17 protein-coding genes are annotated in these 15,463 nt (G+C 61.5%); 15 read left to right on the forward strand and 2 right to left on the reverse strand.

The annotated features are described in order from the left end of the window. The first annotated feature begins 103 nt into the window (after nt 1-103). From AC4LFW_RS01245 to hisC, 11 genes are all read left to right on the forward strand, one after another. Nucleotides 104-919: an ATP-binding cassette domain-containing protein gene (locus tag AC4LFW_RS01245; RefSeq protein ID WP_491817094.1), complete on the forward strand. Its 816-nt coding sequence runs from the start codon at nt 104-106 to the stop codon at nt 917-919. Next, nucleotides 912-1,709, forward strand: a complete 798-nt coding sequence (gene mlaE / locus AC4LFW_RS01250) for a lipid asymmetry maintenance ABC transporter permease subunit MlaE (protein WP_491817096.1) — start codon at nt 912-914, stop codon at nt 1,707-1,709. The genes AC4LFW_RS01245 and mlaE overlap by 8 nt, the downstream gene beginning before the upstream one ends. Further along, the gene (mlaD, locus tag AC4LFW_RS01255) at nt 1,709-2,167 is read left to right on the forward strand and encodes an outer membrane lipid asymmetry maintenance protein MlaD (protein ID WP_491817098.1); all 459 of its coding nucleotides are present in this window, start codon (nt 1,709-1,711) and stop codon (nt 2,165-2,167) included. Before mlaE ends, mlaD begins: the two co-directional genes overlap by 1 nt. A gap of 11 nt (nt 2,168-2,178) precedes the next feature. After that, nucleotides 2,179-2,829: an MlaC/ttg2D family ABC transporter substrate-binding protein gene (locus tag AC4LFW_RS01260; protein WP_491817099.1), complete on the forward strand. Its 651-nt coding sequence runs from the start codon at nt 2,179-2,181 to the stop codon at nt 2,827-2,829. After that, complete coding sequence (locus tag AC4LFW_RS01265) at nt 2,822-3,148, forward strand: STAS domain-containing protein (RefSeq protein WP_491817100.1); 327 nt, start codon at nt 2,822-2,824, stop codon at nt 3,146-3,148. Before AC4LFW_RS01260 ends, AC4LFW_RS01265 begins: the two co-directional genes overlap by 8 nt. Next, complete coding sequence (locus AC4LFW_RS01270; protein ID WP_491817102.1) at nt 3,148-3,627, forward strand: phosphate-starvation-inducible protein PsiE; 480 nt, start codon at nt 3,148-3,150, stop codon at nt 3,625-3,627. Before AC4LFW_RS01265 ends, AC4LFW_RS01270 begins: the two co-directional genes overlap by 1 nt. Nucleotides 3,628-3,725: 98 nt before the next feature. Beyond that, a complete protein-coding gene (locus AC4LFW_RS01275; RefSeq protein WP_491817104.1) occupies nt 3,726-3,965 on the forward strand; it encodes a BolA family protein in 240 nt (79 codons plus the stop codon). A gap of 99 nt (nt 3,966-4,064) precedes the next feature. Continuing rightward, entirely contained in the window at nt 4,065-5,330 is a 1,266-nt protein-coding gene (gene murA, locus AC4LFW_RS01280; protein WP_491817106.1) for a UDP-N-acetylglucosamine 1-carboxyvinyltransferase, read from the forward strand. A gap of 112 nt (nt 5,331-5,442) precedes the next feature. After that, nucleotides 5,443-6,072: an ATP phosphoribosyltransferase gene (gene hisG, locus AC4LFW_RS01285; RefSeq protein WP_491817108.1), complete on the forward strand. Its 630-nt coding sequence runs from the start codon at nt 5,443-5,445 to the stop codon at nt 6,070-6,072. Nucleotides 6,073-6,205: 133 nt separating this feature from the next. Further along, the gene (gene hisD, locus AC4LFW_RS01290) at nt 6,206-7,516 is read left to right on the forward strand and encodes a histidinol dehydrogenase (protein ID WP_491817110.1); all 1,311 of its coding nucleotides are present in this window, start codon (nt 6,206-6,208) and stop codon (nt 7,514-7,516) included. A 106-nt stretch (nt 7,517-7,622) separates the two neighbouring features. Further along, nucleotides 7,623-8,687, forward strand: coding sequence for a histidinol-phosphate transaminase (gene hisC / locus AC4LFW_RS01295; protein WP_491817112.1), 1,065 nt, complete (start codon nt 7,623-7,625; stop codon nt 8,685-8,687). A gap of 50 nt (nt 8,688-8,737) precedes the next feature. On the opposite strand, the gene algW is transcribed toward hisC, so the two are convergent. Beyond that, a complete protein-coding gene (gene algW, locus AC4LFW_RS01300; protein ID WP_491817114.1) occupies nt 8,738-9,895 on the reverse strand; it encodes a Do family serine endopeptidase AlgW in 1,158 nt (385 codons plus the stop codon). Nucleotides 9,896-10,089: 194 nt separating this feature from the next. Between algW and AC4LFW_RS01305 the strand changes: the two genes are divergently transcribed. The 4 genes from AC4LFW_RS01305 (at nt 10,090) to cysN (ending at nt 14,311) form a co-directional block, all read left to right on the forward strand. After that, a complete protein-coding gene (locus AC4LFW_RS01305; protein WP_491817116.1) occupies nt 10,090-10,848 on the forward strand; it encodes a Nif3-like dinuclear metal center hexameric protein in 759 nt (252 codons plus the stop codon). 166 nt (nt 10,849-11,014) lie between these two features. Then, nucleotides 11,015-11,932, forward strand: coding sequence for a sulfate adenylyltransferase subunit CysD (gene cysD / locus AC4LFW_RS01310; RefSeq protein WP_491817118.1), 918 nt, complete (start codon nt 11,015-11,017; stop codon nt 11,930-11,932). Between the two features lie 60 nt (nt 11,933-11,992). Next, nucleotides 11,993-12,337 (forward strand): four helix bundle protein, encoded by a 345-nt coding sequence (locus AC4LFW_RS01315; RefSeq protein WP_491817120.1) that lies wholly within the window; start codon nt 11,993-11,995, stop codon nt 12,335-12,337. Nucleotides 12,338-12,412: 75 nt separating this feature from the next. Beyond that, nucleotides 12,413-14,311 (forward strand): sulfate adenylyltransferase subunit CysN, encoded by a 1,899-nt coding sequence (gene cysN, locus AC4LFW_RS01320; RefSeq protein WP_491817122.1) that lies wholly within the window; start codon nt 12,413-12,415, stop codon nt 14,309-14,311. Between the two features lie 277 nt (nt 14,312-14,588). Here cysN and AC4LFW_RS01325 read toward each other — a convergent pair whose 3' ends face one another. After that, the gene (locus AC4LFW_RS01325; protein WP_491820086.1) at nt 14,589-15,146 is read right to left on the reverse strand and encodes an REP-associated tyrosine transposase; all 558 of its coding nucleotides are present in this window, start codon (nt 15,144-15,146) and stop codon (nt 14,589-14,591) included. Nucleotides 15,147-15,463 lie beyond the last annotated feature (317 nt).

The raw sequence follows: 15,463 nt of genomic DNA on the forward strand, positions 1-15,463 counted from the left end.
CCTACGGCGCGGTGCTATAGTTCGCGCCGCCAAAACGGCTCTGCGAAGTATCTCCGAACGCTCGGAGCGCGTCTGTTTCGCAGGCTGTATCCGAGGAGATCCGATGAGTGCCGCCAACGCTAACGCCGTCGAGCTGAAGGGTGTCACCTTCAAGCGCGGCGAGCGGAGCATTTTCAATAACATCGACATGGTCATTCCGCGCGGCAAGGTGACGGCCATCATGGGGCCGTCAGGCTGTGGCAAGACCACCTTGTTGCGCCTGATTGCTGCACAGTTGAAGCCCGTCAGTGGCGAAGTCTGGGTGGCCGGGACCAACCTGCCCAGTCTCTCGCGCCGCGAGCTGTTCGACATGCGCAAGCAGATGGGCGTGCTGTTCCAGAGTGGCGCGCTGTTTACCGATCTAGACGTGTTCGAGAACGTCGCCTTCCCCTTGCGTGTGCACACCAGGCTGCCGGAGGAAATGATCCGGGACATCGTACTGATGAAGCTGCAGGCGGTCGGGTTGCGCGGTGCGGTCGAGCTGATGCCGGACGAACTGTCCGGTGGCATGAAACGTCGCGTGGCACTGGCAAGGGCCATTGCCCTGGACCCTCAGATCCTTATGTATGACGAGCCCTTTGCCGGCCAGGACCCCATTGCCATGGGCGTGCTGGTCCAGCTCATTCGTCTGCTCAACGACGCGCTCGGCATTACCAGCATCGTGGTGTCCCATGATCTGGCTGAAACGGCCAGCATCGCCGATTACATCTATGTGGTCGGCGACGGCCAGGTCCTGGGGCAGGGCACGCCGGCGGACTTGCGCCAGTCGGATAACCCGAGGATTCAGCAATTCATGCGCGGCGCCGCGGATGGCCCTGTGCCGTTCCATTTCCCTGCGCCGGACTATGCCGACGACCTGTTGCGAGGCTCAGATGCGTAAGCGTTCCCTGATCGAGCGAATCCGCCTGTTTGGTGTGGCCGGCATCGATGTGGTCGCCGCCCAGGGCCGTGCGACACTTTTCCTGTTTCATGCGCTGTTCGGCTCCAGCGGCCTGGACAACCGCTTTTCGTTGCTGGTCAGGCAGCTCTACTCGGTAGGGGTGCTGTCGCTCGCCATCGTGGTGGTCTCTGGCCTGTTCATCGGCATGGTGCTTGCGCTGCAGGGCTACAGCATCCTCAGCAGCTACGGTTCGGAGCAGGCGGTTGGGCAGATGGTGGCCCTCACCCTGCTGCGTGAGCTGGGGCCGGTGGTGACGGCGTTGCTGTTTGCCGGGCGCGCCGGCTCGGCGCTGGCGGCGGAAATCGGCAACATGAAATCCACCGAGCAGCTGTCCAGCCTCGAAATGATCGGTGTCGATCCGTTGAAATACATCGTCGCCCCGCGGCTGTGGGCGGGCTTTATCGCGCTGCCTCTGCTGACCGTGATCTTCAACGTCGTCGGCATCTGGGGCGGTGCGATGGTCGCGGTGGACTGGCTCGGCGTATACGAGGGCTCGTTCTGGGCCAACATGCAGAACAGTGTGACGTTCTCGTCCGATGTCCTGAACGGTGTGATCAAGAGCATGGTGTTCGCTGTTGTGGTGACCTGGATCGCGGTGTTCCAGGGCTATGACTGCGATCCGACTTCCGAGGGGATCAGTCGCGCCACTACCCGAACCGTGGTCTACGCCTCGCTGGCGGTGCTCGGCCTCGACTTTATTCTGACCGCGTTGATGTTTGGAGATTTTTGATGCGTATCCGCACCCTGGAAATCGGTGTTGGCCTGTTCCTGCTCGCGGGGATTCTCGCCCTGCTGCTGCTGTCCCTGCGAGTCAGCGGGCTGAACGTCAACAGCGCCGACACCTACAGGCTGTATGCCTATTTCGACAATATTGCCGGTCTTAGTGTCCGATCCAAGGTCACCATGGCTGGCGTGACCATCGGCAAGGTGACCGCAATCGATCTGGATCGAGAGAGCTACACCGGGCGCGTCACCCTCGAGATACAAAAGGACGTCGACATCCTGCCGACCGACTCTACCGCTTCGATCCTGACGGCAGGGTTGCTCGGTGAAAAGTATGTTGGCATCAGCGTCGGTGGTGAGGAAGAAACGCTCGGCGATGGCGACACGATCCGCGACACCCAGTCTTCGCTGGTGCTGGAAGAGCTGATCGGCAAATTCCTGCTTAATTCGGTCAATAAAGAATGAGGAGCAACCCCATGATGATGGCCCTGCGTCGCGGCTTGCTGGTATTGCTGGCTGCCTTTCCCCTTCTGGTCCAGGCGGCGCCCAGCGCCCATGATGTGATCCAGCGAACCACCGATGAGTTGCTCGCTGATCTCAAGGCAAACAAGGAGCAATACCGTCAGGACCCGAATGCATTCTACGAGTCGCTCAATGACATACTCGGTCCCGTGGTCGATGCCGAAGGCATCTCGCGGAGCATCATGACGGTCAAGTACTCACGCAGCGCCAGCCCCGCGCAGATGAAGCGATTCCAGGAGAACTTCAAGCGCAGTCTCATGCAGTTCTATGGCAACGCACTGCTGGAGTACAACAACCAGCAGATTCGCGTGCTGCCGGCCAGCGGCAAGCAGGACCAGGAGCGCACCAGTGTCGGTATGGAAGTGACGGGCCGCCAGGGAGAGATCTATCCGGTGTCCTACACCATGGTCAACAAGGGCGGTGAATGGCGCGTGCGCAACGTGATCATCAATGGCATCAATATCGGCAAGCTGTTCCGTGACCAGTTCGCCGACGCCATGCAGAAGAACGGCAATGATCTCGAGAAGACCATTGATGGCTGGGCCGAGGTCGTGGCACGCGCCAAGGACACCGAGGCCGGTCAGCAGGCGGCGGCCGATGAGTGAAGGGCGGGTTGAGCGTGGCGCGGCCGGAGAGCTTCGGCTCGCCGGCGTGCTCGATTACCGGTCCGGGCCGGCCGTGCGGGCGCAGGGACAGGCCTTGATACGCCAAGCCCGGGGTGAGCGTTTACGTGTCGATTGCTCATCGGTGGAAAAATCCAGTAGCGTCGGCCTGTCCTTGCTGCTGGCCTTTAGCCGCGATGCGTTGGGGCAGGGTGACGAGATCCTCATCACCGGCCTGCCTGAAGACATGCGCGAGATTGCCCGGGTCTCCGGTTTGCTGGACGTTCTTTCGCTGGAAGATGAAACAGAAGGAGTTGTCTGATGTTACTGCGCTGGGCGGAGTCGACACGTGCCAAGGTCCACCTGACGGCCGAGTCGCTGGGAAACCTTCTGGTGGAGACCTTCCACTATCTGTCCCTGTTCGCGATTGGCGCGGTCACGGCCTGGGCCGGGCTCGATGCTTTTCTGGGCATGATCGAGAAAGGCAGCATCAGTGTCGATGACATCCTGCTGCTGTTCATCTATCTCGAGCTGGGCGCCATGGTGGGCATCTATTTCAAGACCAACCACATGCCGGTGCGCTTCCTGATCTATGTGGCGATCACGGCACTGACCCGCCTGCTCATCTCCGACGTATCGCATCATCATCGTCCGGACATGGGGGTCGTCTATATTTCCGGAGCGATCCTCCTGCTGGCGGTGGCCATTCTGGTGGTGCGTTTTGCCTCCTCGCGTTTTCCAGCCGTTGCGGCCAGTCGACACCCCCTGCGGCGGGACAGCGATGCCGAAACCCTCGATTAGGTGAGCTTCGTCAGCCGGCGTGGCTTCGGGGTTCGCAGTCTTCAGGCTTTTTTGTATGATGGCCGGCCGCGCGCGTCCGCTGCCGATCGAGGTTGAACATGCAGGCTGTAGAAGTTAAGAATTTTCTGGAAGAGAAACTTCCAGGCGCCCAGGTAGAAGTTGAAGGCGAAGGCTGCAACTTCCAGCTCAATGTCATCAGTGACGAGCTGGCTGGCCTGAGCCCGGTCAAGCGCCAGCAGCAGATCTACGCTCACCTGAACCCGTGGATAGGCGACGGCAGTATCCACGCAGTGACCATGAAATTCTTCAGCCGCGCCGACTGGCTTGCACGCGGCTGAGCCCTGGTCACGCCAGTCACATTTCTGCCAGCGCGCCGTTAACAGGGCGCGCGGCTTCTCTTCGAAAGCGCTTCGAGCTTGCGGGTTACGGGAACTTCCATGGATAAACTGATCATTACCGGCGGCGCCCGCCTTGATGGCGAGATTCGCATCTCCGGTGCCAAGAACTCGGCCCTGCCGATCCTGGCGGCCACCTTGTTGGCCGACACCCCGGTCACCGTCTGCAACCTGCCGCACCTGCACGACATTACCACCATGATCGAGCTATTCGGTCGCATGGGCGTGCAACCGGTCATCGACGAAAAGCTCAGTGTCGAGGTCGACGCCAGCAGTATCCAGACGCTGGTAGCGCCCTACGAGCTGGTCAAGACCATGCGTGCATCGATCCTGGTGCTGGGGCCGATGGTGGCGCGTTTCGGCGAAGCCGAAGTAGCCCTGCCGGGCGGCTGTGCCATCGGCTCGCGTCCGGTGGACCTGCATATTCGCGGCCTGGAAGCCATGGGCGCGCAGATCGATGTGGAGGGTGGCTACATCAAGGCCAAGGCCCCAGCCGGCGGCCTGCGTGGCGCACATTTCTTCTTCGACATCGTCAGCGTGACCGGCACCGAGAACATCATGATGGCCGCCGCCCTGGCCAACGGCCGCAGCGTTCTGGAGAACGCAGCGCGCGAGCCGGAGGTGGTCGATCTCGCCAATTTCCTCAACGCCATGGGCGCGCAGGTGTCGGGCGCCGGCACCGATACCATCGTCATTGACGGTGTGAAGCGCCTGGGCGGTGGCCGCTACAGCGTCATGCCGGACCGGATCGAAACCGGTACCTATCTGGTTGCCGCAGCCGCTACCGGCGGCCGGGTGCGGTTGAAGGATACCGACGCGACCCTGCTTGAAGCCGTCCTGCACAAGCTCGAGGAAGCGGGTGCCTATATCGATACCGGCAGCAACTGGATCGAGCTGGACATGAAGGGCAATCGGCCAAAGGCGGTGAACATCCGCACCGCGCCCTATCCGGCCTTTCCCACCGACATGCAGGCGCAGTTCATTTCCATGAACGCCATTGCCGAAGGCACCGGTACGGTGATCGAGACGGTGTTCGAGAACCGCTTCATGCACGTGTACGAGATGAACCGGATGGGGTCGCAGATCCTCGTCGAGGGCAACACCGCCATCGTCACCGGCGTACCGAAGCTCAAGGGCGCTCCGGTGATGGCCACCGATCTGCGCGCCTCGGCGAGCCTCGTCATTGCCGGGCTGGTAGCTGAAGGCGACACCCTGATCGACCGCATCTACCACATCGATCGCGGCTACGAGTGCATCGAGGAAAAGCTGCAGCTGCTGGGCGCCAAGATTCGCCGCGTACCGGGCTGACCGCATGGTGGATTGTCGGCGCTTGCTGGCAATCCGCCCTGGCTGGACCAAAGGGACCGGCCGCCGCCAGTGAACGGCCGCCAACAATAGGCTTCAAGGAAACACATCGTCCATGCTCACCATCGCCCTGTCCAAAGGCCGCATTCTCGACGACACCCTCCCGCTGCTTGCCGCCGCCGGTATCGTTCCCACTGAAAATCCGGAAAAAAGCCGCAAGCTGATCATCCCCACCACCCAGGATGACGTTCGCCTTCTGATCGTCCGCGCCACCGACGTGCCGACCTACGTCGAGCACGGCGCGGCGGACCTTGGCGTGGCTGGCAAGGATGTGCTGATGGAATACGGTGGGCAGGGGCTCTACGAACCACTGGATCTCAGGATCGCCAATTGCAAGCTGATGACCGCCGGCAAGGTTGGCGCTCCGGAGCCCAAGGGGCGGCTGCGTGTGGCGACCAAGTTCGTCAACGTCGCCAAGCGTTACTACGCCGAGCAGGGCCGTCAGGTCGACATCATCAAACTCTACGGCTCCATGGAGCTGGCCCCGCTGGTGGGTCTGGCCGACAAGATCATCGACGTCGTCGACACCGGCAACACCCTGCGCGCCAACGGGTTGGAGCCTCAGGAGCTGATCGCCATGATCAGCTCGCGGCTGGTGGTCAACAAGGCCTCGATGAAAATGCAGCACGCCCGTATCCAGGCGCTGATCGAAGCCCTGCAGAGTGCGATTGCGCAGCCGGATTGATTTCTCCTGCCGGCCCGCTGCGGCCGGCAGGCCTATCCGCGTCATAGCCTAAATTCTCAGGTGCCCGCGCGGTTGGCTTGTTAATCTAGTGGCGCCTGACCCTTGCTGTCCGCATCCCTTCATGAGGCCCGTTATGACCGCTCCCATCGACATCCGCCGACTCAATGCCGCTGATCAGGATTTCGGTCGACACCTGGACCAGCTGCTGAGCTGGGAAAGCGTGTCCGATGATGGCGTCAACCAGCGCGTGCTGGAGATCATCAAGGCTGTACGCGAGCGCGGCGATGCGGCGCTGGTGGAATACACCCAGCGTTTCGACGGGCTCGAAGTGGCCTCCATGGCCGATCTGATCCTTCCTCGCGAGCGTCTGGAGCTTGCACTAGAGCGCATTACCCCGGCCCAGCGCGAGGCGCTTGCAGCCGCCGCCGAGCGTGTGCGTGTCTATCACGAGCGGCAGAAGCAGGATTCCTGGCAGTACACCGAGGCCGACGGCACCGTGCTCGGCCAGCAGGTCACGCCGCTCGATCGTGCCGGCCTCTATGTGCCCGGTGGCAAGGCTTCTTATCCTTCGTCAGTGCTGATGAACGCGATCCCGGCAAAGGTGGCCGGGGTGCCTGAAGTGGTGATGGTGGTACCCACGCCGCGCGGCGAGATCAACGAGCTGGTGTTGGCCGCGGCGTGCATAGCCGGTGTCGATCGGGTCTTCACCATTGGCGGCGCCCAGGCGGTTGCGGCGCTGGCATACGGCACCGAGAGCGTGCCGCCGGTGGATAAGATCGTCGGGCCGGGCAATATCTATGTGGCCACGGCCAAGCGTCACGTGTTCGGCAAGGTCGGCATCGACATGATTGCCGGTCCCTCGGAAATTCTCGTGGTATGCGACGGCCAGACCGATCCGGACTGGATCGCCATGGACCTGTTCTCCCAGGCCGAGCATGACGAGGATGCACAATCGATCCTGGTCAGCCCCGACGCGGCCTTTCTCGACAAGGTTGCCGAAAGCATCCAGCGGCTGTTGCCGACCCTGGAGCGCGCCGATATCGCGCGGGCATCCATGCTCGAGCGTGGCGCGCTGATTCAGGTGACCGATATGCAGCAGGCCATCGAGGTGGCCAACCGCATCGCCCCCGAACATCTGGAGCTGTCGGTGGCCGAGCCGGAACAGTGGCTGCCGCAGATTCGCCATGCCGGCGCGATCTTCATGGGTCGCTACACCGCCGAAGCCCTGGGCGATTACTGTGCAGGACCCAACCACGTCCTGCCGACCTCCGGTACCGCGCGCTTCTCCTCGCCGCTAGGCGTGTACGACTTCCAGAAGCGCTCCTCGATCATCAACTGCTCGGCCGAAGGCGCCTCGGAACTCGGCAAGATCGCCTCGGTGCTGGCGCGCGGCGAGTCATTGACCGCCCATGCACGCAGCGCGGAATACAGGATCAAGGGCTAAAAAGCCGACAAGGCGCTGATCGCTGGAGGCTGGACGAGGCGCATCGTTGCCTTTCCTCCAGCCTCCAGCCTCCAGCCTCCAGCGACCATTTATAGGAGAGAAGGGCATGAGCAAGTTTTGGAGCCCCTTCGTCAACGACCTGGTGCCCTACGTGCCGGGCGAGCAGCCCAAGTTGAGCAAGCTGATCAAGCTCAACACCAACGAGAACCCCTACGGCCCGTCACCTCGCGCCATCGCCGCGATGCAGGCGGAGGTCAGCGACAGCCTGCGCCTGTATCCGGACCCGAACGGCGAGCGGCTCAAGCGTGCCGTCGCCGAGTACTACGATGTGAAGCCGGAGCAGGTATTTGTCGGAAACGGCTCGGACGAGGTGCTTGCCCACGCCTTCCATGGGCTGTTCCAGCATGGCAAGCCGTTGCTGTTCCCGGATGTCACCTACAGTTTCTACCCGGTCTATTGCGGCCTCTACGGCATCGAGTTCGAGTCCATTGCGCTGGACGAGCGGTTCCAGCTGAATGTGGATGACTACGCTCGGCCCAACGGCGGCATCATCTTTCCCAACCCCAATGCGCCGACCGGATGCCTGCTGGGCCTGGATGCCATCGAACGCCTGCTGCAGGCGAACCCCGATTCGGTGGTGCTGGTCGACGAAGCCTACATCGATTTCGGTGGCGTCTCGGCGATCGCCCTGGTGGATCGATATCCGAACCTGCTGGTGTCCCAGACATTGTCGAAGTCGCGCTCCCTGGCCGGGCTTCGGGTTGGTCTGGCGGTCGGTCATCCAGACCTGATCGAGGCCCTGGAGCGGATCAAGAACAGCTTCAACTCCTATCCGCTCGATCGCATCGCCATTGCCGGCGCGGCGGCGGCGTTCGAGGATCGCGAGTATTTCCAGCGCACCTGTGAGCAGGTCGTCAGCAGTCGCGAGAGTGTTGTGGCTTCGATGCAGGCCCTGGGTTTCCAGGTTCTGCCATCGGCGGCGAACTTCATTTTCACCCGCCACCCGCAGCATGATGCTGGCGAGCTGGCAGGGCAGCTGCGTAACGAGAGAATCATCGTCCGGCATTTCAAGGTGCCACGGATCGATCAGTTCCTGCGCATCACCATCGGCGCGCCGGAGCAGAATCAGGCACTGCTCGATGCCCTGGCCGATATTCTCAAAAACGGCTAGCTACGCGAAAGAGGCGCTGATACCCGTCCAGGTACCGCGCCTCTCGTCTGTCACTGCGGACTGTTTTCCACCAGCGGGCGCATGCCGACTTCGGCGGTCAGGGTCAGCGGCTTGCCGTTGCGCAGGATGTCGATGTCGATCTTGTCGCCAGGCCGCACGCGCGCGACCTGGTTCATCGAGCTGCGACCGTCGAGTGCCTGCTGGCCATCGATGCTGAGGATCAGATCGCCCGGTTGCAGGCCGGCGCGTGCAGCGGGGCCGTCCCGATAGACGCCGGCTACCACGATGCCGGGCCGCCCGGCCTGTCCGAACGACTCTGCCAGTTCCTGGGTCAGCGACTGCACTTCCACTCCAAGCCAGCCGCGGATCACCTGGCCATGCTCGATAATGGATTTCATCACCTCCATGGCCAGCTTTACCGGGATCGCGAAACCGATGCCCTGCGAGCCGCCGGATTCGGAAATGATCGCCGTGTTGATGCCGATCAGATGGCCGGCGGTGTCCACCAGCGCGCCCCCTGAGTTCCCACGGTTGATCGCCGCGTCGGTCTGGATGAAGTCCTCGTAGGTGTTGAGCCCTAGCTGGTTGCGCCCGGTGGCACTGATAATGCCCATGGTCACGGTCTGGCCAACACCGAACGGGTTGCCGATCGCCAGCGTCACATCGCCAATGCGGATGCTGTCGGAGCGACCGATGGTGATGGCAGGCAGGTCGGCCAGGTCGATCTTCAATACCGCCAGGTCTGTCTCCGGGTCGCTACCGATCACCCGGGCCAGGGTTTCGCGGCCGTCGCGCAAGGCCACGACAATCTGTTCCGCGTTGGCGGTGACGTGGTTGTTGGTCAGCAGGTAGCCTTCCGGGCTCATGATCACTGCCGAACCCAGGCTTGACTCCATGCGCCGCTGACGCGGCAGGTTGTCGCCGAAAAACCGTTGAAACAGCGGGTCGTCCTTGAGCATCGGCTTTTCGGTCGAGCTGTCGATGACCTTGGTGGTGTAGAGATTGGCCACCGCTGGCGCCGCGCCGCTGACCGCATTGGCATAGGAATAGGGCCCCTGTTGCGGGATGCCCACCAGCGGCGTTTGCCGCAACGTGTATTCCGGCTCGGTGCCCATGCCAACCAGGTGCGGGTAGCGTTGAATGATCAGCAGGGCCACAAGCAGGCCCACCAGCAGCGGCCAGCCGAGAAAACGCAGGGCATTGATCATCGCGATTCAGAGATCCGGGCAGGTTGCGAGGGGGCTAACGCCCCCTTAAGGTGGCGGCATTATACGAAGCTGGAGACGAATTGCAGCGTCGCAGATGCCGAATCTGAACCTGATCCCATGGCCGGCTTAACCCGGTTGCGTTCAGCCGACCGCTGTGGTGCTGCAATCCTGCTCCGATCACCCGAGGACTGTGCATGGCTGTTGCGTTGACCAACCTGGTTCAGGAAGCCGATCGCTACCTGAATGCTGCGAAGATCGCTGATTACTGCCCGAACGGCCTGCAGGTCGAAGGCCGGTCTCAGGTGAGCCGGATCGTCAGTGGCGTGACCGCAAGCCAGGCGCTGCTGGATGCCGCTGTCGAGGCGCGTGCCGATCTGGTGCTGGTGCACCATGGTTATTTCTGGAAGAACGAAGACCCGCGTGTAGTCGGCATGAAGCAGCGCCGGTTGAAGACCCTGCTGACCCACGACATCAGCCTGCTGGCCTATCACCTTCCCCTGGATGTCCATCCGGAAGTGGGCAACAACGTGCAGTTGGCCCGGCTGCTCGGGCTGACCGTCGAAAGCGCACTGGAACCGGACAACCCTCGTTCGGTCGGCCTTGTCGGCTCGCTTGTCGTGCCGCTGCTGCCTCTCGAATTCGCGCAGCGGGTCCAGACGGCACTCGGGCGTGAACCCGTGATCGTGGACGGTGGCCGGCCGATCCGGCGAATCGCCTGGTGCACCGGCGGCGCCCAGGGCTACATCGAGCAGGCGGTTGCTGCAAGTGTCGATGCCTATCTGACCGGCGAAATATCGGAGCCCACGGCCCACATCGCACAGGAGAACGGGCTGAGCTTTTTTGCCGCAGGCCACCACGCCACCGAGCGTTACGGTGTCCAGGCCCTCGGTGACTATCTGGCCAGTCGATTCGCGGTCGAGCATCAATTTATCGACTGCCCGAATCCGGCCTGAGCACGCCTGCTGCAAGGCTGTGTGCAGCATTGCCCCAGGAAATCCGGGCGGCATAAACCTAGAGCATTTAGATCTAACCAGCGGCCTGATTAGAAGTTAATGCCGTGTTAAAGTGGCGCCCTCGTTCCGGCCTGCCGGCCGTCCATCTGCCAAATCGTGAGTAGCCATGGTCGACAAACTGACGCATCTGAAAGAGCTGGAGGCGGAAAGCATCCACATCATCCGTGAGGTGGCCGCCGAGTTCGACAATCCGGTGATGCTCTATTCCATCGGCAAGGATTCCGCCGTGATGCTGCATCTGGCACGCAAGGCGTTTTTCCCCGGCCGCCTGCCGTTTCCGGTGATGCACGTCGATACGCGCTGGAAATTTCAGGAGATGTACCGCTTCCGCGAGAAGATGGTCACCGAGATGGATCTGGACCTGATCACCCACATCAACCCGGATGGCGTGGCGCAGAACATCAATCCGTTCACCCACGGCAGCGCCAAGCACACCGACATCATGAAGACCGAAGGCCTCAAGCAGGCCCTCGACAAGCACGGCTTCGATGCCGCTTTCGGCGGCGCCCGCCGCGACGAAGAGAAATCCCGTGCGAAGGAGCGTGTCTACTCCTTCCGTGACAGCAAGCATCGCTGGGACCCGAAGAACCAGCGTCCAGAGCTTTGGAACGTCTACAACGGTAACGTGAAGAAGGGCGAGTCCATCCGCGTCTTCCCCCTGTCGAACTGGACCGAGCTGGACATCTGGCAGTACATCTATCTGGAACAGATCCCGATCGTGCCGTTGTACTTCGCCGCCGAGCGCGACGTCATCGAGAAGAACGGCACCCTGATCATGATCGATGACGAGCGCATCCTCGAGCACCTCACCGATGAGGAAAAGGCACGCATCGAGAAGCGCATGGTCCGCTTCCGTACTCTCGGCTGCTACCCGCTGACCGGCGCCGTGGAATCCACCGCCACCAGCCTGCCGGAAATCATCCAGGAAATGCTCCTGACCCGTACCTCCGAACGCCAGGGCCGCGTTATCGATCACGATGGCGCAGGTTCCATGGAGGAGAAAAAGCGGCAGGGGTATTTTTAACGAGTAATAGCTGGAAGCTTGAAGCAGGAAGCTTGAAGTGAAAGCAGCATGGATTGCTGTATGGATTTCGAAAAGTTAGATGTATGGAAGCGATCGGCAAGGCTGTCGGTAAATTTGTATCGGCAGCTGAGTGGTTCTCGTGAGTTAGGCTTCAAAGACCAGATCACCCGCTCAGGCTTATCAATTCCCAGCAATATTGCCGAAGGCATGAGTAGGGAAGGAGCGAAGGAAAAGGTACGGTTTTTATTGATTGCCAAAGGGTCCTGTGCGGAACTGCGAACGCAACTTTATATCGGTCGTGAGGCAGGTTTCGTAACTGAAGAGTTTGCAAGGCCGAGCATTCAGGAGACCCGTGAAATCGCCGCCATGCTGTCCAGCTTGATTCAAACCATTCGTAAAGACTGATAGCAGAGCATGCTGCTGATGTGAGGGGCTACTACTTCCAGCTCCCAGCTTCCAGCTTCCAGCTCGGAGAATGCAATGAGCCACCAATCCGACCTTATTTCCGCCGATATCCTCTCCTACCTGGCCCAGCACGAGCGCAAAGAGCTGCTGCGCTTCCTGACCTGCGGTAACGTCGACGACGGCAAGAGCACCCTGATCGGGCGCCTGCTGCATGACTCGAAGATGATCTACGAAGATCACCTCGAAGCCATCACCCGCGATTCGAAGAAATCCGGCACCACGGGCGACGATGTCGACCTGGCCCTGCTGGTCGATGGTCTGCAGGCCGAGCGCGAGCAGGGCATCACCATCGATGTTGCCTACCGCTATTTCTCCACTGCCAAGCGCAAGTTCATCATCGCCGACACCCCCGGCCATGAGCAGTACACGCGCAACATGGCCACCGGCGCATCCACCTGCGACCTGGCGATCATCCTCGTCGACGCCCGCTATGGCGTGCAGACCCAGACCAAGCGCCACAGCTTCATCACCTCGCTGCTGGGCATCAAGCACATCGTCGTGGCCATCAACAAGATGGACCTGATGGACTTCGACGAGCAGGTGTTCGAGCGCATCAAGGCCGACTACCTTGCCTTTGCCGAACGCATCGAGCTCAAGCCGTCGTCGCTGCACTTTGTGCCGATGTCCGCGCTCAAAGGCGACAATGTGGTCAATCGCTCCGAGCGTGCGCCCTGGTATGAAGGGCAGTCACTGATGGAGATACTCGAAAGCGTCGAGATCGCCGGCGACCGCAATTTCGACGACCTGCGCTTCCCGGTGCAGTACGTCAATCGTCCCAATCTCAACTTCCGGGGCTTTGCCGGCACGCTGGCCAGCGGCATCGTGCGCAAGGGCGACGAAGTGGTTGTGCTGCCGTCGGGTAAGCGCAGCACGGTCAAGTCCATCGTCACCTATGACGGTGAACTGGAGCAGGCGACCCCGGGCGAAGCCATCACGCTCACCCTGGAAGACGAGATCGACGTCTCCCGCGGCGACATGCTGGTGCATGCCGATAACCAGCCACGCATCACGGACGGTTTCGACGCCATGCTGGTTTGGATGGCCGAAGAGCCGATGCTGCCCGGCAAGAAATACGACATCAAGCGCGCCACCAGCTATGTACCGGGCTCCATCGCCAGCATTACCCATCGGGTCGATGTGAATACTCTCGAACATGGCTCGGCCAGCAGCCTGGCCCTGAACGAGATTGGCCGGGTCAAGGTCAGCCTCGACGCGCCGATCGCGCTGGACGGCTATGCACAGAACCGTACTACCGGGTCCTTCATCGTCATTGACCGCCTCACCAACGGCACCGTTGGCGCGGGCATGATCATCGCTGACCCGGTCAGTCATGGCTCCTCAGGCCATCACGGCGCGCTCGCGCATGTTTCCACCGAAGAGCGCGCGACACGTTTCGGCCAGCAGCCGGCCACCGTGCTGTTCACTGGCCTCTCCGGCGCCGGCAAGAGCACCCTGGCTTATGCGGTCGAGCGCAAGCTGTTCGATATGGGCCGTGCGGTCTATGTACTGGACGGCCAGAACCTCCGTCACGACCTGAACAAGGGCCTGCCGCAGGACCGCGCCGGTCGGACCGAGAACTGGCGCCGCGCCGCCCAGGTCGCGCGTCAGTTCAACGAGGCCGGTCTGCTGACCCTGGCAGCCTTCGTCGCACCCGATGCCGAAGGCCGTGAACAGGCCAAGGCGCTCATCGGCAACGACCGGGCCATCACCGTCTACGTCCAGGCGTCCCCGCAGGCCTGTCAGCAGCGCGACCCGCAAGGGTTGTACGCGGCAGGCGGAGATAACATTCCGGGCGAATCCTTCCCTTACGATGTGCCGGGCAACGCCGACCTCGTCATCGACACCGAGTCGCTGACCGTGGAAGAGGGTGCCAGGCAGGTTATCGACCTGCTACGCAAGCGCGGCGCCATCTAACCTAGCGACGTGAGTCACCCGACGCCCTGCTAATGTAGGGCGTTTTTGTTAGACGTTCCATCACGAGAACCAGATGCCCAGCCACCGTAGGTTGGATTAGCCGAAGGCGTATTCCGACGTTCGAGAAGGTGAAAACGGTTGCAGTGTTGGAGCGAAGGATACCGCCGCCACCCTCGGCAACCGACGGAAGCGCCTACGGCGATTCCAACCGACGACCCTCAATCGATGGCCAGCCACCGTAGGTTGGAATAGCCGAAGGCGTATTCCGACATTGCGTCTACAGATACCGACGCGTCGATTCGCCATGCTGGGCTCCGGGTACAACAAGCTCCGGATCACCCGCCCAGTCGGCCGGATACAGCCCGGCGCGAACGTCACGATGAAAGCTTGAATAAGGCCAGTCGCCTACGCGCCTAACCAAGCCATGCTTGAGTGGGTTCACATACACGTAATCGACATGTCGCCGGAAATCGTTCTCGTCGCGGATAAGGTGTTCCCAATAACGGCGCTGCCAAATGCCACGCTCGCCCCGCTGCAGGCGTACGGCCGAACGATATTCGTCGGGAGGCAAGGCGCGACAGAAAAAGGTCTTGATCAACCGCCAGCGCAGCGAATAGTTGGCATCGTCCGAAGGCAGCGTCCAGACGCAATGCATATGCTCGGGCAGCACAACCCAGGCATCGATGGAGAACGGATGGAGCCGATGTACACGCCGGACCGAAGCCCTTAGAGCATCGATATGCCGCACCAGCAGATCGTTGTTGCGCCGTTGCAACAGGTTCACGGTAAAAAACCAGCTCGCCCCGGGCGCGTGGGCGCGACGATAGTTGGGCATCCTTGCCTCTCCAAGTAAGTTACGAACCGAAGTGTAGGCGGGGACGGCCGGCGACAATGTGCCCCATTTCGTGGTATCAGTCGGTGCCCAGCCTACGTAGGTTGGAATAGCCGAAGGCGTATTCCGACGTTCGGGAGGGTCGGGGCGATGGTGGTGATTGGCCGAGAGGATGTGGCCCATACCGTGGTAACCGACCGAACCGCCGTACGAACCGAAATCAATGCCCAGCCAAGGTAGGTTGGAATAGCCGAAGGCGTATTCCGACGTTCGGGAGGGGTCGGGACGATTGAGGTACTTGGCCGAGAGGATGTGGCCCA

The sequence above is a fragment of the Stutzerimonas sp. C6.4V genome (genome assembly GCF_058536345.1).